This window comes from Acinetobacter genomosp. 33YU (assembly GCF_001990725.1).
Taxonomy (GTDB): Bacteria; Pseudomonadota; Gammaproteobacteria; order Pseudomonadales; family Moraxellaceae; genus Acinetobacter; species Acinetobacter seifertii.
On sequence record NZ_LFZQ01000007.1, the window covers coordinates 309,276 to 333,491 of the forward strand.

The following is a 24,216-nucleotide window of genomic DNA, read 5'->3' on the forward strand; positions in this document are numbered from 1 at the left end:
GCCTATCTGCTTATATTTAAAAACTTAATTTATTTAGCCTTTTACAAAATATAGATTTTATTATTCAAAGAATTAGATCAAAAAATTTAGTGAAAATTCCTATAACTCCCCCTGCTTTTTCTTTACAAACCGCAACAATCTTGGAATAAATCGTAATAATAATTTAATTAATAATAATTATCATTTACAACACATAAAAACCTGAGAAGATCTGCCATGATCCATGAAAATATTCTCGAATGCATAGGTAAAACGCCACTATTACAACTATCAAGGCTATTCACGCATCAATCAGTCTCAGTGATTGCGAAAATGGAATTGTTAAACCCAGGAGGAAGTATTAAAGACCGTCCGGCATTATTCATGTTACAGGAAGGCTTAAAATCTGGAGTAATTCATAAAGATAGTCACATTGTTGAAAGTTCGTCAGGGAACTTAGCGATTGCGCTTGCAATGGCTTGCAAAATATATGGATTAAAATTTACTGCCGTTATTGATCCGAAAATTGCCTCAGCAAACCTACAAATGCTGAAGCTTTACAAAGCCAATATCGAAATGGTCTCTGAAAAAGACCAAAACGGCGGTTATTTAAAAACCCGAATTGACACCGTAAAACGGCTCTGCCAACAACTACCAAATGCGGTTTGGATTAATCAATATGCCAATCCAAACAACTGGAAAAGCCACTATTTTGGTGAAGCAGAAGAAATCCTAAATCAAATTGATCGCAAGATTGATTACCTCGTGATTGGAGCAAGTACCTCCGGCACGATTATGGGCGTGTCTCGTCGCCTTAAAGAAAGATTTCCAGAATTAAAAGTCATCGCTGTCGATATTGTCGGCTCTGTGCTGTTCGGTGGTACATCTGGTCCACGCGAAATTCCCGGTATTGGAGCAAGTACTGTTCCGGCTCTCCTCTCCCCCGATGAAATTGATGATGTCATTTATGTAGATGACTACGAGTCGGCACTTGGTTGTAGAGAACTTCTTGAACACGAAGGAATCTTTGCAGGCGGTTCAAGCGGCTCATCTATTTCAGCCATAAAAAAATTGATTCCAACCATTCCTGAAGGTTCATGCGTTTTAACGCTGCTGCCCGATCGCGGTGATCGTTATCTCGATCTGGTTTATGAAGATGAATGGTTCGAAATGATCAAAAAGCGTCACTTTAATCGAAACATACGACGCCAAGAAAACCTTACTTTACAAAATGTTGTTTAACTTTCTCCTTAGGACATATTCATGAGCAATTTGGCTACCCTTCGCTATTTAAGTCAATCAGATTTATTAAATCTTGGCGCAAATCATAGTAATTCATTTATTGAAGCGATTACTGAAGGTTTAACCCTGCATGCAAATAAACAGTTTGTACAACCCTTAAAACCGTATCTTCGCTGGCAAGGTGCAGACCATATTGCTGACCGTATTATCGCTATGCCGTGTTATTTAGGCGGTAATGACCCAATTGCCGGAATTAAGTGGATTGGTTCAAGACAACATAACCCTAAAAAATTCAATATTCCGCGTGCGAGCGCATTAATTGTTTTAAATGACTCAGAAACAAATTATCCAGTGGCAGTGATGGAAGGCAGCCTTATCAGTGCCATGCGAACTGCTGCAATTACGGGTGTTTCGATTAAGTATCTAGCAAAAAAAGACTTTTCTGACATTACCGTAATTGGCTGCGGCCCAATTGCCCAAATGCAGATTAAGACGGTGCTTGAACAATATGCCCAAGTGAAAAAAATCCATTTATTTGATGTGAACCCTGAAGCGGCTGAAAAACTCAAAGCTTTGTTCTTATCGGAATATCCACATCTAGAAATTGAAATTCATGACAGCGCCAAGTCTGCGATTCAACAAGCCGATGTCCTCATTACCTGTACCGTTTCAGATAAGCCATACATTCCGTTTGAATGGCTTAAAAAGGGCTGCTTTGTTTCAAACATTTCAATTATGGATATTGAACCTGAAGTCTTCTTAAAAGTCGACAAAGTCATTGTGGATGACTGGGATCAATCAAACCGAGAAAAGAAAGTTATCAACGTGCTGGTTGAGGATGGCTTATTCAGCCGTGAAAAACTACATGCTGAACTTGGCGACATCATTATTGGTCATAAAAACGGTCGTGAACACGAAGATGAAATCATTTTGCTCAATCCAATGGGCATGGCGATTGATGACATTGTCTGCGCTAAATGGTTCTTCAATGCCGCACAAGAACAAAACGTTGGCACGGTTCTACCACTTTTATAAGAATAGGAATAACTAAAATGTTAGATCGGATTTACACAGCACAACTACAAAAAACAATAGATGCACTCTACATGGAGAATTATGGAGATTTTAAAGATCATATTTCCTATAAAAAGCCTTATCTGGCAATTACTCTCAATGATGAGTTGGAACTCTATTTCAACTGTTTAAAAGTAGATGGTGTAAATCCTTTCTATGTTACCCAACCCGAAGTTTTGCTTCATAACCTCTTGAGCAATACAACTTCTAAAATTTCTATTTCTGAAGTTTTTAACTATTTAACCAAAGCAAATTGGTGGCCGTCACCACACCATCAAAAAGCTGTTAATTATTGGCTCGAAAACTTAGTAACGGCTGAAAAAATTCCTCAAATCTTACAGTCAGCCCTGTCATTTTCTTCGCCTTTGATTACGAGTGAATTGCTATCGCTGGTCGCTGACCGTCCATTTCATCCATTCGCTCACTCAAAAGGTGAACTTGCACCACTTACAACTCAAAAAGAAATTGAAGTGTACTGGTGGGCTTTTAAGCAAGATGACGTGATCAACAATATGGAGTCGATTCCTCATAAAGAGCTTCTTTTATCAGAAGTTGAGGAAAGTCTTATTGCTGACAAAATGGCTGAGCTTTCAGATAACTACTTAGCCCTGCCTTTACTAGAGACCCAACATCGCTATTTAAAGTTTGATGAAAATAAGTACGGCGGTATTGACCTAAACCATGTCACCACAATTGGTTTACCGACGTCTTCTTTAAGAACCCTTATTCACAATGCAAACCCTACTCTACATTTAAAACTCTCAACCAATGCCAAAACATTAGGTGCAATCCGTTCTATGCCAGGTCGTTATTTAATGAATGGGCATACGGCTTATGATTTTTTAAATGACGTTATTAATGAAACTGCTTTAATAAAAAATCGTCTCTTTTTGAGTAATGAAACACATTGGTGGGTGCTCGGTAAGCAAGAGCCGATTGTAAAAAATTTAGGGATAATCGGTTGCCAAGTCCGACATTTACCGGATATTTGCCAAGACAAAAAAGTTATTCCAATCACTATGTCATCTTTAAGCTGTACCTATGTTGACCCTTGGGAAGCTTTAGGTGTTGAAGGTGACAAATGGACATTACTAAAAGACTTAAGTGTTCATTTCATTCAAACATTTTTAACGCTTTGGACAAAAGGCATCATGCCTGAATGCCACGGGCAAAACACCATAGTGTGTTATGAAAATAACAAGTTGAAATGCTTTGTTTTGCGTGACCACGATACCTTAAGAATATGTACCACAGCCATTGAAGAAAGTGGTTTTACCCCTCCGATTTATACCATTGATACCAGTACACCGAACAATCTTATCTTTACTAAAAATGAAGACTTATTTAATTACTTCATTACCTTAGGCATTCAAATTAACCTCTACCCAATTGCTCTAGCTGCCTTGAAATATACGGATCGTACAGAAAGCGATTTTTGGGAGATGGTTCAAGACATTATTCACGATTTTATAGAAACCCAACCCATTTCAGAGCAAACAAAATCGCAAATTCAAACTTATCTTTTCGACAATAAGACTTGGCCATTCAAACAGCTACTTACGCCTTTACTTGCGCAAGAAAGCGACTCAACAGGCATGCCAAGTAAAATCGGAAGTACGCCAAACCCTTATCACAGCTTATCTGTTTCTAGCTATGAGACCATGGATATCTAAATCATGCGCTCATCTCGCCTAGATCATTTCATTATTTTGCTCTGTCAGTTTTTTTCCACTTTTGGGCTCATGGTGCTTATTCCAATCATGCCGCTCTATATGGAAAAACTGACGGCGCATATGAGTGCTCCCACTATCTGGGCAGGTTTGGCACTCGCGGCTCCCGCCATTGGCAGTTTATTTACAGCACCGATTGTGGGTCATCTATCCGACACATTCGGGCATAAAAAAGCCTTGTTACTTTCATTGGCTGGTTTCTGTATTTCAATACTGCTCATGGCGAGCGCCCAGCATTTATACCTATTTATTTTCGCGCGAATTCTACTCGGTTTTTGCGGTCTTTCTGTGATTTTAAATGCCTATGTTTCATATCTTTCCAACGAGCAACAACGTGGTGCCGCTTTTGGGCAACTACAAAGTAGTGTTGCGCTCGCTTGCCTATGTGGCCCCGTGCTCGGCGGGATATTTATGGATCAATGGCGGGTTGAAGTATTACTCAACGCAACAGCATTTGTTGTGATGACGCTCATTGTGATCGCGTCATTTGTATTAACTAATCCCGTTAAAACTGAAACCACAAAAACCAAAGAGAAATCTAAGCTTCCCGCTTTCTTTGATAGAACGATTTTTTCATGGTTAAGCGCTGGCATTTTGGTTCAAGCGGGTGGCTTTGGTTTGGTGTCTTGCTTCGTTTTATACATTAGTGAAATAAGCCAAAGCACTCATTCATCGTTATCTGCAGCAAGCTTAACAGGAACCATTCATGCGCTTTCATGGGGAGCAGCCTTTATTGCTGCAACCTATTGGGGAAAACGAAATGATGATAAAGGAGATTCTTTTAATAACTTCATTTACGCATCTTTAATTTGCGGCATCACAATTTTCGCATTGATCTGGGTTTCGAATATTTGGCTAGTTCTTGTATTACGACTCATACAAGGCTTTTGCTTTGCAGCCCTGATTCCTTCGATCTTACACACCATTTCTCTAAAAGCTGGCGCTCAAAGCCAAGGAAAAGTGATTGGCATTTCTAACAGTGCCTTTGTCTTAGGACAGCTTATTGGCCCAATCACCATCACGCTCACCTACTCATTTTTCAATATTACCGCGGCATTAATCTGCACCTCACTATTTTTTATCGGTGCGGGATTAGTGGTGATTTTGAATAGATTTTTAATGGATACAATTTTAAAAGAGGCACAAGAATGAACTCAATTATTACAACAGATGCATGGTCTTATAAACTTTTCGAACAGTACCTGAATACTTTCTTTCGTGAACTCAAAGTGAATCTTGAAGAATGCATTATTCCCTCTCAAGATTCTCCGTTATTCACCCTATATGCAGAGCAACCAGACACCCTATGTTTTGCTTATACATTTCATGCATCTAACACGGTTATTTATGGCGCAGTTCAGCACTTATCAACTACGGGTTATCACAGATATCAACGTGGTTTTGTTCTGCAAAATTTGAACGACAATACGTTTGACTCACTCACTAACCCTAAACAGTTAGTGAAGCTGATTACAGATGAACTGAATAGCTTATTTAAAGATAAAAACCACAATAAAAATCTGTACTCCGATATTGCCAATAGTATCGAGAACACAAAATTCTTTTTAGAAAATAAGCCTTCCCAATCAGCATCTAAAGCATTGAGTGGTTTTCAGGCAACTGAGCAAGGCATGTTGTATGGGCACCCTTTTCATGTGACCTCTAAAGCCAACTTAGGTTTTTCTAAAGAAGACATGAAAAAGTATAGCCCTGAGTTAGGTGCGAGTTTCCAACTCCACTACTTTGCGGTTCATTCGTCTTTAATCCAAAAACTTGTAAGTGAGACCGAACCTTCTCACCGTATTGAAAATGAAGTTTTAGAAGCAGCAAAAGATCGTTTGCAAGAGAAATTCACTAATTATGAACTCATGCCAACGCATCCGTGGCAAGCCAATTTCTTACTTCAACATCCATCGTTAAAGAAACATTTAGACAGCCAAGACGTAATCTATCTGGGCGCTTTAGGTCAAACGGTATGGCCGACCTCATCCGTTCGTACAGTGTGGTTACCTCAATCGAACCTATTCTTAAAACTCTCTATTGATGTACGAATTACCAGTTTCATTCGTAATAACCCAATGGATGAAATGGAACGCGCGATTGATGCGAGCAAAATTATTATTAATCACAAGATTAATGAACAATATCCCGACCTTGTGATTCTGCCCGAACTCGAGGCAAAAACAGTCAAAATTCCTGAGTTAGAAAGTTCATTTGGCATTATTTATAGAGCAGGACTCACGCCAGATGTATTAGAAAATACCCGAATGCTAGGTGGCTTGGTTGAAGAAAACGAAAACCATGAAATCCCACTTTTAAGCTTTATTCAGCAAGCTGCACCGAATCAAAACTTACAATCGAACGATGCGAAAGACTTCATTACTTTTTGGTGGAAACAGTACGTTAAAGTTTCACTCATTCCATTAATTGAGTTGTTTGCAAACAAAGGCATTAGCGTAGAAGCGCACATGCAAAACAGCTTAATGGAATTTAAAAACGGCTATCCACATCGCCTTATTCTTCGAGACATGGAAGGCATTAGCATTGTTCCAGAAATGATAGAAGATGACTCATCTATTTCTGAAGATAGTACCGTTTGGTTCTCTCAAAAAGATGCATGGACCTTTTTAAAATATTACCTCGTGATCAACCATATTGCTCATCTCATCAGTGCAATTTCACGAGTTACAGCCATTGAAGAATCTGAACTTTGGCAAGCCACCCGTCTTACGCTCACACAAGAAAACTTTAGCGCCAAAGGTCAGCAGTACCGCGATTTATTAATTAATTCACTCACATTACCAATCAAGGCAAATATGTTAAATACGCTCTACCACAGTGGTGGCAATCCTATCTGGATTGAAGTTGAAAACCCTATTTATAAATATCGCGGAGCAGAAGCGCTTTGCCCTCTTCAACCAACACAACAAACCAATTATAAAACCCTCGCGGAAAATCGCGTGATGGGCCAATTACTAGAAGCGCTTATTTTTGAAAATACTTTTAAATACGAGTTTTCTAAAGGTCAAATCAAGTTCTATATTTCCGATACCGTTTTTTATACCTGTGCAGCAAAACGACACTTTAGTTTTAAACGAATTAAATTAGATCCTTCAAGCTTAATCCGTTCTGATATTACGTTAGATGCTGAAACTCGTCCTAGCTTAAAAACGCTACTTGCCGATTTAAAAAATATTATTGAAGCTGATCCAGTTAAATGGCAAAACTTTAATGATGAACTCAATTTAACTTACGTTAAACATGCGCAAACTTTAAGCCAAGCACCTGCTCAACCTTTAAGAACTTTGCCGTACCTAGAACAAGAAGCGCGAATTACCAACGCCCATTTATATCACCCAAGCTTTAAGTCACGTATCGGCTTCGATTTAAAAGAAAATCAAAAATATGCACCAGAGCTTTCTGAAGGCTTTACGGTTCAATGGGTGGCGACTCATAACAGTTTATGCAAACTAGTTTTAAGTGAAACCATTAACTTAGAACAGCTTTATAAACAGCATTTTTCAGAAAAAGATCTACAAGCCATTAATGATCAATTAAAAGAGCAAAATGTAGATTTTAAAGATTATATCCTCACTCCAATTCACCCGTGGCAGTGGGATAAAATTATTGAATTATATTATCAAGATGCAATCAGCAACCAACTGATCATTCCGTTAGATATTGAAGGTCCAACTTATTTACCACAGCAGTCGATTCGAACTTTATCAAATATTAGCGATATTTCAGCGCTTTCTCTCAAGTTGGCAATGAACTTGGTCAATACTTCGACTTCCCGTGTACTGGCACCGCATACCGTTCAAAATGCGGCAAAAATGAGTGACTGGCTGTATAACATTGTTGAACAAGACTCTATTTTAGAAAAACAGCGTAAGCCTGTTATTTTAAGAGAGATTGGCGGTCTTTCAGTGAACCAGCCGATTGCGCTACCTGTTCAATACGGCGCACTCGCCTGCATTTGGCGCGAAAGTATTTACAGCTACTTAAAAGAAGGTGAATCGGCAACTCCAGTAACAGGATTGATGCAACTCGATATTGACCAAAAACCTCTCATTGATGATTGGATTCAAGAGTACGGTATCGAGTTCTGGTTAGAAAAATTACTCATCAATGCTTATTTACCAATCATGCATATTTTATGGTGCCACGGCCTCGCTTTAGAATCACATGCACAAAACATGGTTCTGATTCATAAAAATGGCTTACCTGTTAAAGCTGCATTGAAAGATTTCCACGATGGAATTCGTTTTAGCCGCCATCTTTTACGTGAGCCGAATCTTTTACCTAACTTGCAAGATGCACCTAAAGAACATGCCAAAATTAACCCGAACTCGTTCTTGGAAACCCACTCTCCAAATGAGCTCAGAGACTTTACTCAAGATGCGCTTTGGTTTGTAAATCTCGCAGAGTTAGCGATTTTCTTAAATGAACATTATGGCTTCGATGAAATCAAATTCTGGACTATGTTAAGAACCATTATTAATCAACACAAAGAAGCTCACCCAGAGTTTGCCGAGCGATATGAATTGTTTAACTTTACAGATGACACCATTGATATTGAACAACTCGCAAGCCGCCGTTTCCTTCCGGAAATTCGCTTAAGAGTACAAACCACACCAAACCCGCTTAGCCTTATTAAGGAAATTGAATATGAATAAGCATTCGATTTCTTTTAAGAAGCGAATAGCACATGGTGAGACGCTCTACGGAATATTTTGTTCCGTAGCTTCTCCGATTAATGTTGAACAACTGGCACTTGCGGGCTATGACTTTATTATTATCGACTTGGAACATACTTTATTTAGTACGTCTCAAGTCGAGACCATGCTTTTAGCCGCTAGAGCTATGAGCCTCGATGTGTTTGTAAGAGTGCCGTTAAACGCTAACCATTTAGTTCTACCTCTGCTCGATGCAGGGGTAACGGGCATTGTGTTTCCGCGTATTGAAAATGCGGAGCAGGCTCAACAGGCGGTGAACTATTGCCACTATATGCCGCTTGGGCAAAGAGGACTCAACTCGACAAGGTTAAATCGATACGGCATGGACGATTTAGCGAGTTTTGTTCAACAGGCTGCAAACGAGACTGTTGTCATTGCTATGATTGAAAGCTTAGAAGGACTAGAACAACTTAGTGAAATTTTAAAAGTCGAAGGCATTGATATTATTCTTGAAGGTGCTGCCGACCTTTCTCAATCGATGGGAATGCCGTGGCAAACTAGCCATCCAAAGGTGAAAGAAAAAGTTCAAGAGATGTATTTAAAGACTAAAAATAGTCAAAAGCATTTCTGCGCCATTCCTCGACAACCTGAAGATATCGCGGCATGGAAACAGCAATCTGTTCAGCTTTTTGTACTCGGCGATGACCGCAGCATTATTCGCCGTGCCCATCAAAACCATCTAAACACCTTTAAAGACAACTCATAACTGTTCAAATCTTTTTAGGGGAATAAAAGCCTATTCCCCTAATTCATTGAATAAATTTCAAATATATTATTTTAAAGCAATTAATAATATTGTTAATTACAATGATTCTCATTTATAATTCGGTCAATTTAAAATCACTCTCAGGGCGAGACAATGGGAAATAAGAAAAGTAATAAGCTTTTAACGAGGAAATCTGAAGTTAAAAATATCATTCCACTTCTTTCACTTGGTGGAGCCATTATTCTTTCAAACACAGCATTTGCAGCTTCAACTTCTGACACCACAGAAACAGAAAAAAAGCCTGAAGCTCTTCCTACCATTACCATTACCGCTTCACGTGCAGATGAACTTTCTACATCGGCCAAACAAGTCACCAAGCTCGATGAAAAACAAATTGAACTTTTAAAAAATGGTTCGTCTGGCAACATTGCGACAGTTTTAGCGAAAGCCGTACCGGGCCTATCGGACTCAAGCCGAACCATTACCGATTATGGTCAAACTTTACGTGGCCGTAATGCGCTTATTTTGGTGGATGGCGTTCCTATGAACCTTACACGTGATACAGCGAGAGGACTTTCAGCCATTGACCCTGAAAGTATTGCCAACATTGAAGTGATTCGTGGTAGTAACGCAATTTATGGGGGCGGTGCTGCGGGCGGTATTATTTCAATTACTACAAAAGCTGCGGGCGGTGAACCTACGGCTAAAACCGTCGTTGGACTTCAAACACCACTTACAAATCTGCGTTCTAATGCTTTAAGTGGCGATATTCACCAGTATTTTACGGGCAGTTTTAACGCTTTTGACTATGCGCTCGACTTTGGTTATCAACGTATTGGTAGCCCATACGATGCAAGTGGTGACCGTGTTGCACCAGAACCAAGTCAGGGTGACCTTTACGATTCAAATGGTTATAGCATCGGCGGTAAGCTGGGTTACCACATTGATGACAACCAATACCTACAGTTTGCTGCAAACTACTATAATGCCGAGCAAGACTCAGATTATGCATCTGACCCAAGTGTAAAAAAAGCTCCTGCTGGAACTGTCCCAGCCAAAGCCATTAAAGGCTTAAAGCTCAAAGACCAAAATAAAAACGAAAACCAGATCTACAATTTAACCTATAACCATAAAGACTTTTTTGGTAATAAGGTTGATGCTCAAATTTATTACCGCGACTTCTTTACCCGTTTTTCACCGTTTGATGCCCGTGCAAATGCCAACCGTGGTAAACAAGTCGACCAGATTTATCAAGAAAATAACGTACTTGGTAGCCGCTTAACGGTAACCACTCCCCTTGAGTTTTTAGGTGATACATCATTGGTTTGGGGTGGTGACTTTAGCCGCGAAAAAAGCGAAATGCCTTTAGATATTTTCGACCCTAATATTTATGATCAATCTGGCGGTTTAGAGTTTGTAAAAATCGGAAAACTGATTTATCTACCTGAACTGACCACGCAAAGTGTCGGTGGTTTTGTGCAGTTAAAACACCGCTTTAATGACCAATGGTCAGCAGAAGCTGGTACACGCTATGAAGATAGCTATGCCCAAATTGATAGCTTTGTTCCATTATCACAATTAGGCAAAACCAATCCTTACACGGTTCCAGGCGGAAAAGTAAAAGCTGATGCATGGTTGTACAATGCTAATGTGACTTTCTCACCAAACGACCAACACTCGATTTATGCATCGTTTAACCAAGGTTTTCAGTTACCTGATGTCGGTTTAATTATTCGTAATGCAGGTACAAGTTTTAACCTTGGTTCGTCATTCTTAGAGCCTGTTAAGGTTGATAACTATGAACTCGGTTGGAAAGGTAACTTTAATAATATCTCTTCAAGCCTAGCGGTATTCCGTTCAACATCTGACTTAGGTGCTGTGCAATCATTCAACAATGGTTTAGTACTAGCAAGAACCAAAGAGAAAGTTACTGGGGTTGAAGCAACACTTGATTATCTTGATGATGCAAATGTCTGGGGAACTGGCGGTAGCGTTACATGGATGAAAGGCCGTGAAAAACCTCAAAACGGTAATGAACAAGACATGACGGGTTTCCGTATTCCACCATTAAAACTCACGGGTTATATCTCTTACAGTCCAACTGAAACTTGGACGAACCGATTACAAGCAACATACTTTGGTTCAGAAGATTACCGTTTAAATGGTGTAAATAGTTTTGGTCGCTACGATGTAAAATCTTATACCACAGCAGATTTGATCAGTAGTTTTGCGCTTAACAAGAAAGACACCATGACCATTGGTTTAGAAAACATGTTTAACCGCAAGTACTACCCGCTTTATAGCCAATTACTAAGAACGAACGATAACACCAGCCACTTACTTGCAAATGGTATAACGCTTAAAGTGACTTATAGTCATAAATGGTAAGAACTTTGCTTAGACCCTAATACAGTAAAAGCCCCGACTTCGGGGCTTTTATTTTTAGAATATTTTATAAAAACATCGCTATAAAATATTGGAATTGCTTATCTCTTTCATCTACATCGTTATGACTCTGCCTTTGGATAATAGCACCTTCAATCATCTGTAAAAAAAGTTTAGCTTCATCATACGCAGTATATATTTTAAGCATTTTTAGCTGACTATAGATTTCATTGGTGAGCCACATTCTATATCTCACCGCAGTTTGGTAAGCGTTTGGATAATTATTTTTAGTTTCAAAAATGGTTTTCAATAACAGGTAATACATTCCTTCTAAGTCTGTATGTAAGTCATACAGTGTTTTGAGTTTGTCTCTCACACTTGAGTCTTGGTCATATTCCACCGTTGCAACGACTTTGTCTTGAAGACGTTGTTTTTGCACAAGTAGACAGATTTCAATAAACCGCGCTTTGGACTGAAAGTAATGATAAAACGTCATTTTTGTAATTTCAGACTCTTTCACTATTCTGTCGACACCTACTAAATGGAATCCGTGTTGATGGAATAAATGAATTGCATGATTCACAACTTTTAAAGCACGTGTAGAAAGTATTAAAGGTGACATATTTGTACCGTTTAAAATAATTTTTGTTGTATGTAAAAGAGATAGAAATGCCGTCACTCTTAAAATGAGTGCTAAAAAAAGGCATGTAAAAGCGACACAATTAAGGTGTGCTCGCCTATCTCAGGTTTATTGTTGCTATGATTTTTGAGTCGTAACGATTCTTAAGGTGCAGAAAACCTAGAGTCGATTAAACCGATTTATAGAATGTTTAAATGGTATGGACAGAGAGATTTTGGCAAAGGCCAATAAATAAGATGAATTAGTACGCATAGCGGACTCCTTGTGTGTAAAGAAGTTCTACCAGATCACTGTCAAATGATTATGGTGGTAGAACGAGAGAAGGTTGACAGACTGACACACAAGAATCAGCACGCACAAGGCGTCCCTCCCTCGCCCTACCGCTACGAAGGGGGACGAACGAGTTCGCCACCAAAAAGAGAACTTTTTGATGTCTTGTGTGTTAAATCGATCTGTCAAAATCGACTGGCAATGTAGGCCAGCAGGCAAAGGATAATCGCAGAGATTTGGGGTGTCAATGTGATATTGGCTAGAAAATGGATAAATAATTTTTTGTTTTTCATTAGATTAGATTCGTTAATCTATTGAATAGAATATATTATATTTGCTTAACGCACATTAACTTATAAATATGAATACGATCTCAGCTACTCTTTTACGTGAACATCTGATTGAAGGATGTATAAAAGATGCTAATGGTAATTTTAAACCATTCCCTATTCTTGCAATTGATAATATTCCATTAAATATATGGGTGCACCAGAATACCCAAATTATTGATCGTGCAGAAACTTTAGTTCCAGCTCAAGGTTGGTTATATGACTATGATAGTGAGTTAGCATTAAGTAATGCATGGAAACTTCTTAAGCCTGAAGTTTATAAAAATGGAGCTGTTTCAACAGTGGTTCCAATATTAATTTGCTCTGATGATTTAGATCTAGCATGCAGCGTAATTATGGTTGAACAAATTGTTTCCACAGATCAAGTCGTATGGGCTCGTTTTGGTCTTGCATTTAACCATATTCACGATGTTGTGACATCCGTAGTTTGGGAAACCTCACCTTCTGCTCCGCGGTTAAGTTTTTCGTTGAGCGAATTTGAAAAAGCATATAATGATTTAAAAGAATTAGACAAAAAATGGAGTGAAGGTTTTATCTAGTTTTTTTTCAATATGAAGAAAGAGTTGGAGATAGATGAAAGAGTTAGGTAAAAAAGAATTTTTCTTTTCAATAGAAAAATATGAACCTAAGAATGATCTCTTTTTATTAGTTGTTAATATTAATGGTACTTCTTTTAGCAATTATGAGACCCCTATAAATCTTACAGTTTTAATTAATGACTTAAACTTATTGCTATATACTAACCAGCGAGAAATAGACTATCTCCAAGTAGATACTGTTAATGAAAACATTGAGTTAATTAAAAAGTTAATAAATTTAGAGTATTTAGAATTAGAAAATAATATCTATGATTTTCAAAATAGTACTGTAAGGAACGTCCATGAAGTATTCTTCTTTTTTAAAGTACCAAATCATCCATTCTATGGATCTCATTCACTCATAAAAGCTGGTGAAGGTTATGTGGAAACTATTCCTATACAAACTGTTAAGTTTGCATTAAATGAGTTAATTAAATATCAAAATTCAATTTTATAAATCATGATGACAGAACAAAGGCGGGTTGACAGACCAGCCATCTAGCAACTGGCACGCATAAAGCGTCCCACCTTCATTCTACCGCAGAGAATAATAAGAGAGATTTTAAGTGTCAATGTGATATTGGATGGATTCTTAATAATTATTTTCTGATTTAACTAATAGTTATATGAAGTGATACACCGATAAAATGAATCATAAAATCCATTTTATCGGCTTGCCTACAGAGGCTTTTTAAGATTCCATTTTATTTTCTAATATAGTTTGGAAACTCTTTTAAAACCATACTGCATAATTGGCCTTTCATATCTTCGCGCTTGCGCGCTTCAAATTGGTCCATACCTAATCTCATAACTTCTCTACCATATTTTTCACCTAATTCATGTTTAGTACACTTGTCAGATTCATGAACTAATTCTTGTGAGTTATAGTGATAATTACAATCAAGTTGAGCACGGCTTAAAAAGCCATGTAATTGTACTGTTCTCTCGCAGCTTGTCCGCGTTACAAAAGTTTTGGGTTCTTGACCAGCATAAACTGATGTACCTACCAATAAAGTGAAAGCTGTTACTAAAAAATTACGCATTATTTCCCCGATAAAATTATTAAAAGTATAAGTGGCAATGTTGCGGGTGTATTAAATAATAATTGTTTATAAGTGTCTATTAATAATAAGAAAGTTAGATAAATCCTCTTATCTTTTGAATATTTCATCACCTTAATAAAAATGTGGAATTAATTTTTATGAATAAGTGATATGAGTTTTTATAATTATCTTTATTAGTTAAATTATTCTTCTCGTTAGATAACATTCTATTAAGATTTTAATAAAAGAACTTATAAGGCTATATAAGAATAGTTATAAAATAAAAAATGAGAATTAACTTCATTAAATCAGTGCATTTAGTCTTTTGAAAGAGTATGCGATAGACATACAAATATATTTTTTTAAATAAAACTAAGATATATGTGAAAGTTGTTTTTTAAAGCAATTTTTCGAAGCAAAAAATACGAATATTTAAATTTTTATAAGATCCGCAAAGAGCACTGTTTAGTCACCCTTACTGAAACAGTACTCTTTGCTTCATCACAACTCCTATCCAGTAGAGTTCGATGCATAGAAATAGTGTATGGCTGTCGACCTCAAAATGTTTACTGTATTTTCAGTTTTTTTAAATGATCTCAGCATAAAAATCACGTATATTAAAAATTAACAGAAGAATCTTCTTTGGTTTATATTTTGAACAGCACAGAATACACACTAGATCGCATAGATCGGAAAATATTATCTGCCCTTCGTGGAAATGGACGTTTAACGGTTGCGCAGCTCGCTGAAGAAGTTGGGCTTTCATCTTCACCCTGTTGGACTCGACTCAAACGTTTAGAAACTCTAAAAATTATTGAAGGCTATACGGTAAACGTAAACCCAAAAGCGATTGGCATTCACGAGTTATTCTTTATTGAAATTACGCTAGAACGCCACGACGACGAAATGCTAGAAAACTTTAGTGAAGCTTTGGCAGATATTCCTGAAGTGGTCGAGGCGCATTTAGTTACGGGTGACTATGATTACTTGGTGAAAGTGGCCGTAAAAGATGCCGAACATTACGAACGCTTTTTACGTAAAAAGCTCTATTCGATTAAAGGTATTCGGCACACGCGTTCAACCTTTGCTTTACGACCACTTAAATCTGCCAATACTGCCGATTTAATGTTAATTGAATAATTTACTTATATAAGCCGTTTTAGGTGCTTCATTGTTTTAATTTGATTTTATTCAATGTTGCACATAAAGCCTTCTTATCGGCTTCTTTTAGCTGAGGATGCTGAACTGGCCACATATAGCTACAGCCATGCGGTGCCTTGTTATTATTTTTCTTGAGTTCATAGGCAATATTTTTTAGAAGTTCGGTGTTTAAAGAACTAATTTTTAAACGCACTTCGCTTAAGTCCTGAGGCTTCCAATTGGTTTCAGGACTCGACAGCCAATCTGCTCTATATCGGTACTGAATAGCTTTGGCTACATTCATTTGTGTCACTATAAACGGCTTTACCGTTTAGCTATTCAGTCCAAAAGATTCGGCTTCAGAAAGTGATTGGTCAAGTACTTTCTTTTCTTGAGCTAAATCTTCAATCGGTAAATGCTGCTCTGCTTTATAGCCTGCGACATCTTTCATATAAGATAAACGCTCGTTAACTAAACGCGCGGTTTGATCATATTGATATGCTTGTGCCAGTGAAGAAAAACACATCAAAGCTGCCACTGTAGTCGCTACCTTAACCGTTTGTTGAGCGTTCTTAATATTTAACATTTGAGTACCTATCGAAATTATTGTTGTGCTGTCATTCCAAAGCAGTACTCTATTTTAAGAACCCTCGAAAGTAAAATCTCAAGATATGCTAAGCTCTTGGCTCCATGCAGATTCAGATTGGTGATAGATGTGCTGACATACTTGTTTAACAGATGAAATAAAGTGCGGGTTTTGTCCATCCCATTTTTCTAACATGCAATACGTCACATGTATGCCTTTGGGCTGAAACTCTCTTGCCAATGACTGCGATAACGCTCGAATACCCGCAAACATACTTTGGCTTAATACATCGTGGTGAGGTGAATTGTGAGATGGTGCTCCAAGAAAAATAACTTTACCTCTTTGCTGCTTTAACATCGGTTTCAGCACTGATTGCGACACGCTCACTGCGCTTAAACCTGTAGTCTGCCAACTGTGCTCAATTTCTTCTAAAGATAAAGATTCAATATTTGGCGCAGATGAAAAATTTGGCTGAAAGACGCATAACTCAATGGTATGGCGATGCTCTGTTATATATTTCAGCAGACTTTTTAAATGCTTAGTATTTACCAAGTTTAAGCGAACACTTGTTATGCCATCATTTACAGAGGTAACTTGTATGTTCTGAACAATTGCATCATGTACGACTTGATAAACGTGTAATTGAGATTGGCTGTGTTTATCTAAAATTACAAAACTTTGATCAGGTAGTTCTAAATCATGGCCTGCAACCACTACACAGCCCTGCTTTTTTTGAAACTTCTGAAATATTGTTTTTAGCATATAAGTCTCTCAAAATTTTTCTTGGTATGGGCGTAAATCTAACTCATGTGTCCAGAGTTCAGGACTTTGTAGGTAAAGCATCCAATAGTTTTCTGCTATTGCATTAAGATTAAGCCCACCCGTCCCACGTGTAAGGCGTGCTAAACGGCCTAAACCAAATAAAGCTTTATTCACTCTATCCCCATCAACCATTCCATCAATAATGACATGCGCAATATGAATGCCTTGATTTTTATATATTTGAGCTAGATTTAATGCATAAGCTCGTAAGGCAGATTTACCCATGGTAAAAGCAGCGAAAAAGGGCTTTCCACGTAATGAAGCACTCGCCCCAGTAAAAATAAGCGTACCGTGTTTTTGTTCTTTAAAAATTCTTAGACTGCTTTGAGAAACCAAATAAGCCGATAAAAATGTGGATTGCCACATTTGATTGAAAAAGGAGAGTGGACTACGTAAAAAAATTGAGGGAATATTTCCTCCGACATTATGAATAACAGCAGTAATACGTTCGTTTTGACTAGTAATGGTGTCAAACAAGGCTTGTACTTGATGTATATCTTCAGCATCTAAACGAAATGCGGTTGCCTCACCGCCTTTTGTATGAATTTCGGCAGCGACTGCTTCAATTTTCTGGAAAGTTCGCCCAGCAACGTAAACTTTTAATCCTTCTTTTGCAAAACGATGACAAACGGCGGCTCCGATTCCCTGTGAAGCTCCGACACCAATAATAACTGCACAATCTCGTGTTTTACTCGGTGGTTCTAATGACATAGCCGTTTCACCCTGTTTGTTTTTTATACCATAAAGCAATAAACGGACGATTCAAAATTTCTTTACTAAACTTTTTACTTGTTCGAACCACTTCACCAAGTTGAGCAACCACAGCAATGTCTGCAATCGTTTGGTTATCTCCAACCAACCATTCACTTTGTGATAACACCTGCTCAATACGGTCTAGATGTTTAATAAACTCTGCTTCAACATTTTCGGCTTTCATTCGGCCTAAACCCTGAAAGAAAAGCTGTGTTTTTAATTCGGCTAAAATAAAAGCTTTTACCATTGGCTTTTCATATGCTGGGCGACCAATGCTACTAATACGGATTGCTTCTTCTAACGCTTCCGAGTCATTTACCCTTAAATACACCTCATAAAAATAAAGAGACTCATCTGCCCAGTCTTCCCACAGTTCGGCAAGTGCTTTTTGATTTGGATCTTCGGGATAAAGTCGCGGTGTATCTGGATAGGCTTCATCTAAATAACGAGCAATACGAGTACTGTCTTGTATACGTTGCCCTTTATCATCTATAACGGGCACTTTCCCCACTTTACTCAGCAAAGGAACTTTGGCACCAAGAATGCCGTTATAGTTCACTGTATCAAATGGGATACCCTTAAATTTCAAAGCCCTTGAAATTTTTTGACAAAATGGAGAAATTTCCCATTGGTGCAAAATAATATCCGACATTTATTCACCTTTATTTTTAATTGCCTGTTTTACTTACTAGTTCTCTTTTAGAACTGATAAATAAATATACAGAATAGCTTTTTAAGTCAAACCATTTTTGATGACGGTCAAGTTTCGAATACTAAGAATTATTTGATTTTTATTATTTATATTTTAGCAATTTCTAGCCAATACAATTTTAATTATAAGAAGCTCTGTCATAAAAGAGCTTCTTATATAGCTTTAAAATAATTAATAAGTCACTGTAACAACAACATTATCGGAGTAAGCACCTGGCCTACTTGCAATGGTAGTACCCTGCGGAATTTTCCCATAAACGGTTGTAGTTTGAGCGTTACCTGATCCAGTGCCAGACACTCCACCTGCTCCACCAATACTAGCTACCCCACCTGTAGCATCCCACACCGAACTATAGTTAGAATCTTTATATAACTGATAGGGAATAAACTCATTATTACTATTGGCCATACGCCTGAACCCTCCGCTTATACGGTTATTGCCATCCCCTAAATAAATCGTATATGGAGTTCCATAGTTACAGGTCGTATTTACAGCACCTTGAGTCGTGTAGTCACGTTTAGTAATACCGATATCATTAATATTGCCAAAATCGACAGTTGAAGTTGAGTTTAATTGGCAAAGCGTCGGCACTACAAAGTTTGCTGTTAAAGTTACATTTCCAGAACTCCAACTGATGACATCTCCTAAACATAACACCGCTAGAAGATCCATATCCCAAAAGAGTTGAACTGTAGCTGTATAGGTTCCTTGAGGGTATGCAATGAGGGATCCCGTTCGTGCCGGTACCTTCACATTTACTGAGTAACTAAGAATATTATTTGAAGCGATTGTTACCACTGGACCATACCAAACATTGGAAGTTTGATTGGTGGTAGAAGAACCTGCTCCACCAACAGTTGCAGTGACTGTATATGGTAACGATACGCTATTATTTGTAGTGGTTGCTCCTGTAAATACTGTCTTCATACACATAAACGGAGAAATTTGAGGTAGTAGTCCTCCATTCGTGCAACTAATTGTTCCTGAAAAGTTTACAGTTGCATCACTATTAATATTTGCTGCTGTGTAAATAAACGTATTATTTGTGGTTCCAGCTACCGTACAAGCAGCATGTGTTGGACTAAAAAAAGCATAAACGAGATAAAATAAGCAAATACCTATAAAGTACTTTAAAGATAAGGAAATTTTTTTAGAGCTCTCTATTTGAGCCTTATTCATAATATTTAATGACATATATAAGGTCCCAATTTTTTAGTTGAGTACTGATTACTGTTATATGTAAATTCAACTTGACATGAACCATGATCAAGAAGATCTACTTCAAGTTTGTTTTGTTGTAATAGATTTGGAATAAATACTTCACCGTCATAGCCCACTACGGCATCTTGTTGCCCATTAATTCGAACGCTATAACCCGGTAATAATGGTGAGTTGTTTTTATCAACTACTCTCACCAAACCTGAAATAACCTGATGAGCACCAAAGTCGACTAAAGTCCCTTGGCGATAGCCTACTACTGTTTTTTGATCTGTAGATTTAACATTCCAATTTAAAGGCAGATATGATGGATCTAAATAAATATGGTTCTCTCTATACGGCATAAGGCTTGGTATAAGAAATCTTCCAGACTTGTCCGTTGTTCCTAGATTTATGCCACCATTTAAAATTTGGCTTTTCGGTCCAGCATTGGTGACAACAGCATAACCATCTCCAATTTCATTCGCCGCAAATATACGGCCTGCTGCTGCAACTAAAGATCCTGTCGCTGAAAGTGCAACTTGGTCATTATCTCCAATTCGGTTATAACGGCCTGTCAGGTACGCAGCTCGTGCTCGATAAGATCCATAGACCGATGCATTGTTAGCATGTGCATCTTGATCCCGCTCAACATAACCACCCCATCCAAATGAACCAACTTGCGGTTCCGATAAAACAAATACTTCTTGGCGATAACTCAGCCTGCCACTATCACTGGATACACTAGAAATCGCATTGACTCTGGTAGATGGCGTATAGCGCAGCGCAAAGTAAATACCATAGTCCTTATGGTTTTCATAATCCTTATATGCAGAACTATAAAAACCCCAGTTTTTGTTTAAGCTTCCGCTTAAGTTAGCAGACAGTAACTTATACGAGTTATCACTGTATTTGATCTGGTTATAGCCGACATAAACACCATAACCCGTATAAAAGTTATAGTTAATCCCTGCTCTAAAAATCTCGTCTGCCAGCGCGCTGTAGTTTAAATAGTTTTGTGATTCAGCATTAAGCTGATTTTCTTTTAAATATCGAATTTGTGACACCCGTGCCAAGTCAAAGTAGTTATCAAATACTTTGCGGTAGCTGGTATTAAATGAAATATTCTTGCTAATTCGCCCTTCTAAACCAACCAGAGCCGAATAGCCATTTTCATCTTTATACTGACTTGCAGCAATATCGGCATTAATCACCCCAACACCAAACAGGTTCTTGGCAAAGCCCGTTCCCACGTTGGAAAGACCATCTGTGGAAGCTTCTGCACCACCACTTAAGGTCAGTGAGTTGCTATAACCATAACGAATTGCACCAGAGGCAAAGGTGGCATCATCATAATCGTTTGAGTACAGTCCGTAGTTGTAGCGCGGAACCCCAACATCGACTGAAAACTCATTTATACCTTTTGCCAAAATCTTCGATGAAAAGTAATAAGGTTTTTTAGTAATGGTTTGCTGACCTGTTGCATCGGTGGTGACTAGTGTAACTTCATTTCCTGAAATAAACGGAAGCTGCTTAACATCAAATGGACCTGAAGGCACTAGACCTGAATAAATCTTTTGCTGGTTAACGTATAAGTCCAGTGTAGAAGGCAGCGCCGCTGAACCGGAAAACTGTGGCAGCGCAGAAGTAACAATATCGCCACGCTGGGTATAGGCACTCGACCACTGCAAACCGGCAAGACGCACACTACTGCCCCAGTCAGAACTATTGGAAATAAAGTCACCTAGGGTATATATCCTGACTTTTTCAGGATCTACATATTGCCACTTGCTCTCTAAGCGCACCCACTTCTCATGGCTATAACTATTTTCATTATTACTGTTGTATAAAACGCCTGATGAAAAATTACCAAGCGCGCTGTTAAAAATCCCTTCTGCCGAACCTGAGAAAATACTCTCATTATTAGTAATGGTGTGATACATGCTGTAATTCAGAATTGCAGCATTTAAAGGTTTCATTTTTAGTAAGTTGGTGTTTGTAGTCGGTTGACCAGTTAAGTCAACAGAATAATCACTCAACATACTCGCAGGAACCTGTAAGTTTAGAGACTGCTCATTTTCCAGATACTTAAACTGGATTCCTTTCAATTCATTAATACATACCCATTGGCTGTCAGGGATATGCTCATCAATTTTTATTCTTAGCGTTTTTAAGTCACCAGAGCGAATATATAGTTTTTCATCCTTAGATTGTTTTACAGAAAACAAGTCTTCAGAGGCATTTGAATTAATAGAAATATTTAGAAATAGCTGAGTAAAATTATTTTCTTGTTCTTGTCCATCCGTCTTTTCGTGCATATATTTATTATTGTTACTTATAGACTTAGGAACACTGGGAACCGCAGTGTTCGTATGATCTAAAAGTTGTTCAGCAAATAAATGTGCTGGAAAATATGCGACACATAAGACACCTATAATATATTTCATATAAGCCTCTTAAAGTGTGGTTTTTTTACCATTAACTGTTAGAGAAATACTGTATTTGTGATTTGGCTGATAAGTAAAATTATTAATTGAATAATTTTTTGATTTTCCTGAAAGGATATAACCATTTACGGTATTTACTTTAATCGGATAACTTTTATTCTCTGTGTTATCTACAAGAATTAAGTCATTTAAAAGTGCATGTCTGTTACCAATATTACTAATATTCAAGGAAGTATCATTTTGCTTCGCATCAATTTTCCAGTTCAGTTGGGTAATCGCATCTTTATTCACTACAAATACAGGTAATGATGAGCGAAGTAATACATTTACACCTTGCGATGCTTTACGGCTATCGATGGGTTTTGGTAATTCATCAAGAATAATACGATAAGTTTTTTCACCAGAAATTGGTTCTGGCTTAATGCGAACTACACGTAAATTATAAGAATCATTCGGTTTTAATTTTAAGAAAGGTGGACTAACTGCAATATCATCTGTTGGAATTAATTGATCTTGTCCAGCATTCTGAGTCCATTCAAATATACGTATTTGTAAGTCAGCACTTTCGTTCGACTGGTTATATAAACTAATTGAGGACGCAGATTGATCACTCAATATTTCAACACTCACAGGAGAAAGACGTATTGAGGCAGCATTTAACATACTAGGCAAAAATAACAATAAACTTGTAGCAACAAAGATATTTTTTTTCATAACTTGCCCAGAATTACTTTTCTCAAATTAAGCTAGAGCTAGCTCTTACAAAAGAGCTAGCGACAACAATGAACAGAACTTATTTAAAAAATTAATAAGTCACAGTCACAGTTACTGTATCAACATAGCTACCAGCGCTTGGCAAAGCTGAACCAGCAGGAAGACGGCCATATACGTTCACTGTTTGTACTGCACCACTACCAGTTCCACTATAAGCTGTTGTAGCAATTCCAATCGCGGTACCGCGGCCTGTATCTGAATACAAGTTATAAGGGATATATTCGTTACTTGTTGCCCCACCGATCATGCGTCGTTGAGTGGATAAAACATTTTGACCACCATCAAATGACAAAGTCCATGGCACAGTGTTGTTACAAAGGACTTTAATTGCTGTACCGCCTGTCGTTGTGGTATCGGCATCAACATTACTAGTCAGAGAACTTAAAGTACCAAAGTCCAAAACCGCATTTGTTGTGGTACCTGTTGCAGAGGTATTAAGGACACAACTATTTGTTACTGTCGCCTTAACAGTTAATGTCCCCGTTGCTGTAGCGGCATTTGCTGCATTAACAGAAATTAATGCTATAGCAAGTGCTGATAAATAAAAAAAAGTCTTTTTCATGGTCAAAACCTTTTGAATGAAATTGTCGAATTAATAGATATAAAAAAATTAACTCTTATCCTTACAATCATTTTTATTTGACTGCTCTTTTAAAGCTTATTTTTTATTCCTATTTTTAAATATCATACATAAAAATAATTAAAATGCATGAGTTTATTATTATTTTAATTTCCAACTAACAAAATACTGTTAATAAAACTTAATTTCCAATTATAAAAAAAGACACAGCAAAATTACAAATAATTGATTTATATTAATTTAAAATATATTCAACAATATTTACCTGTAAAACTTTAACCAAATATTTCAATCTATATTTTTATTGAATTTGGTCACATAAATCAATTTTTTAACCAAACAATTCACTTAAAATTAAAGTATTTTATTTTTTAATATATTTAAATAATACATTTAATATTAATTAAAAAACTTTATAATTTAAAAATACAAAATAATGGTCAAAATAAAGGCCTCATACGAGACCTTTATT

The 24,216-nt window shown here is 37.4% G+C and carries 19 protein-coding genes and 1 pseudogene; 10 read left to right on the plus strand and 10 right to left on the minus strand.

Annotation, left to right across the window (positions count from 1 at the left end):
- The first annotated feature begins 216 nt into the window (after nt 1-216).
- The 7 genes from sbnA (at nt 217) to AC056_RS09055 (ending at nt 11,855) form a co-directional block, all read left to right on the plus strand.
- On the plus strand, nt 217-1,221 hold the full coding sequence (gene sbnA / locus AC056_RS09025) for a 2,3-diaminopropionate biosynthesis protein SbnA (protein WP_077163401.1): 1,005 nt from the start codon (nt 217-219) through the stop codon (nt 1,219-1,221).
- A 21-nt stretch (nt 1,222-1,242) separates the two neighbouring features.
- Nucleotides 1,243-2,256 carry a 2,3-diaminopropionate biosynthesis protein SbnB gene (sbnB, locus tag AC056_RS09030; protein WP_003652251.1) on the plus strand — a complete coding sequence of 338 codons (1,014 nt, stop codon included), beginning with the start codon at nt 1,243-1,245 and terminating at the stop codon, nt 2,254-2,256.
- 71 nt (nt 2,257-2,327) lie between these two features.
- Nucleotides 2,328-3,968: an IucA/IucC family protein gene (locus AC056_RS09035; protein ID WP_077163463.1), complete on the plus strand. Its 1,641-nt coding sequence runs from the start codon at nt 2,328-2,330 to the stop codon at nt 3,966-3,968.
- Between the two features lie 3 nt (nt 3,969-3,971).
- Nucleotides 3,972-5,177, plus strand: coding sequence for an MFS transporter (locus tag AC056_RS09040; protein WP_077163402.1), 1,206 nt, complete (start codon nt 3,972-3,974; stop codon nt 5,175-5,177).
- The gene (locus AC056_RS09045) at nt 5,174-8,701 is read left to right on the plus strand and encodes an IucA/IucC family protein (RefSeq protein ID WP_077163403.1); all 3,528 of its coding nucleotides are present in this window, start codon (nt 5,174-5,176) and stop codon (nt 8,699-8,701) included. Before AC056_RS09040 ends, AC056_RS09045 begins: the two co-directional genes overlap by 4 nt.
- Nucleotides 8,694-9,467, plus strand: coding sequence for an HpcH/HpaI aldolase family protein (locus AC056_RS09050; protein ID WP_139344638.1), 774 nt, complete (start codon nt 8,694-8,696; stop codon nt 9,465-9,467). The genes AC056_RS09045 and AC056_RS09050 overlap by 8 nt, the downstream gene beginning before the upstream one ends.
- A gap of 153 nt (nt 9,468-9,620) precedes the next feature.
- Nucleotides 9,621-11,855, plus strand: coding sequence for a TonB-dependent receptor (locus AC056_RS09055; RefSeq protein WP_077163404.1), 2,235 nt, complete (start codon nt 9,621-9,623; stop codon nt 11,853-11,855).
- Between the two features lie 64 nt (nt 11,856-11,919).
- Here the strand turns inward: AC056_RS09055 and AC056_RS09060 are convergent, their stop codons facing one another.
- Nucleotides 11,920-12,474: a TetR/AcrR family transcriptional regulator gene (locus AC056_RS09060; protein WP_077163405.1), complete on the minus strand. Its 555-nt coding sequence runs from the start codon at nt 12,472-12,474 to the stop codon at nt 11,920-11,922.
- 649 nt (nt 12,475-13,123) lie between these two features.
- Between AC056_RS09060 and AC056_RS09070 the strand changes: the two genes are divergently transcribed.
- Together AC056_RS09070 and AC056_RS09075 are read left to right on the plus strand one after the other, a co-directional pair.
- Nucleotides 13,124-13,651 (plus strand): hypothetical protein, encoded by a 528-nt coding sequence (locus tag AC056_RS09070; protein ID WP_077163406.1) that lies wholly within the window; start codon nt 13,124-13,126, stop codon nt 13,649-13,651.
- 34 nt (nt 13,652-13,685) lie between these two features.
- Nucleotides 13,686-14,147, plus strand: coding sequence for a hypothetical protein (locus tag AC056_RS09075; protein WP_077163407.1), 462 nt, complete (start codon nt 13,686-13,688; stop codon nt 14,145-14,147).
- 247 nt (nt 14,148-14,394) lie between these two features.
- Here the strand turns inward: AC056_RS09075 and AC056_RS09080 are convergent, their stop codons facing one another.
- Nucleotides 14,395-14,733, minus strand: a complete 339-nt coding sequence (locus AC056_RS09080) for a hypothetical protein (protein ID WP_077163408.1) — start codon at nt 14,731-14,733, stop codon at nt 14,395-14,397.
- 654 nt (nt 14,734-15,387) lie between these two features.
- Here AC056_RS09080 and AC056_RS09085 point away from each other — a divergent pair.
- Nucleotides 15,388-15,873: an Lrp/AsnC family transcriptional regulator gene (locus AC056_RS09085; RefSeq protein ID WP_031944456.1), complete on the plus strand. Its 486-nt coding sequence runs from the start codon at nt 15,388-15,390 to the stop codon at nt 15,871-15,873.
- Between the two features lie 28 nt (nt 15,874-15,901).
- On the opposite strand, the pseudogene AC056_RS09090 reads toward AC056_RS09085, so the two are convergent.
- The 8 genes and pseudogenes from AC056_RS09090 to AC056_RS09125 all read right to left on the minus strand — a co-directional run bounded on the left by AC056_RS09090 (nt 15,902) and on the right by AC056_RS09125 (nt 23,732).
- Nucleotides 15,902-16,459: pseudogene (locus AC056_RS09090) on the minus strand (chorismate mutase).
- A gap of 78 nt (nt 16,460-16,537) precedes the next feature.
- A complete protein-coding gene (locus AC056_RS09095) occupies nt 16,538-17,221 on the minus strand; it encodes an SDR family NAD(P)-dependent oxidoreductase (RefSeq protein WP_077163409.1) in 684 nt (227 codons plus the stop codon).
- Between the two features lie 9 nt (nt 17,222-17,230).
- The gene (locus AC056_RS09100; protein WP_077163410.1) at nt 17,231-17,992 is read right to left on the minus strand and encodes an SDR family NAD(P)-dependent oxidoreductase; all 762 of its coding nucleotides are present in this window, start codon (nt 17,990-17,992) and stop codon (nt 17,231-17,233) included.
- A gap of 7 nt (nt 17,993-17,999) precedes the next feature.
- The gene (locus AC056_RS09105; RefSeq protein WP_077163411.1) at nt 18,000-18,686 is read right to left on the minus strand and encodes a glutathione S-transferase family protein; all 687 of its coding nucleotides are present in this window, start codon (nt 18,684-18,686) and stop codon (nt 18,000-18,002) included.
- A gap of 231 nt (nt 18,687-18,917) precedes the next feature.
- A complete protein-coding gene (locus tag AC056_RS09110) occupies nt 18,918-19,940 on the minus strand; it encodes a spore coat U domain-containing protein (RefSeq protein ID WP_077163412.1) in 1,023 nt (340 codons plus the stop codon).
- A complete protein-coding gene (locus AC056_RS09115; protein WP_077163413.1) occupies nt 19,931-22,390 on the minus strand; it encodes a fimbria/pilus outer membrane usher protein in 2,460 nt (819 codons plus the stop codon). Before AC056_RS09115 ends, AC056_RS09110 begins: the two co-directional genes overlap by 10 nt.
- 9 nt (nt 22,391-22,399) lie before the next feature.
- The gene (locus AC056_RS09120; protein WP_077163414.1) at nt 22,400-23,104 is read right to left on the minus strand and encodes a molecular chaperone; all 705 of its coding nucleotides are present in this window, start codon (nt 23,102-23,104) and stop codon (nt 22,400-22,402) included.
- Nucleotides 23,105-23,195: 91 nt separating this feature from the next.
- Entirely contained in the window at nt 23,196-23,732 is a 537-nt protein-coding gene (locus AC056_RS09125) for a spore coat U domain-containing protein (protein WP_199983325.1), read from the minus strand.
- Between the last annotated feature and the right edge of the window lie 484 nt (nt 23,733-24,216).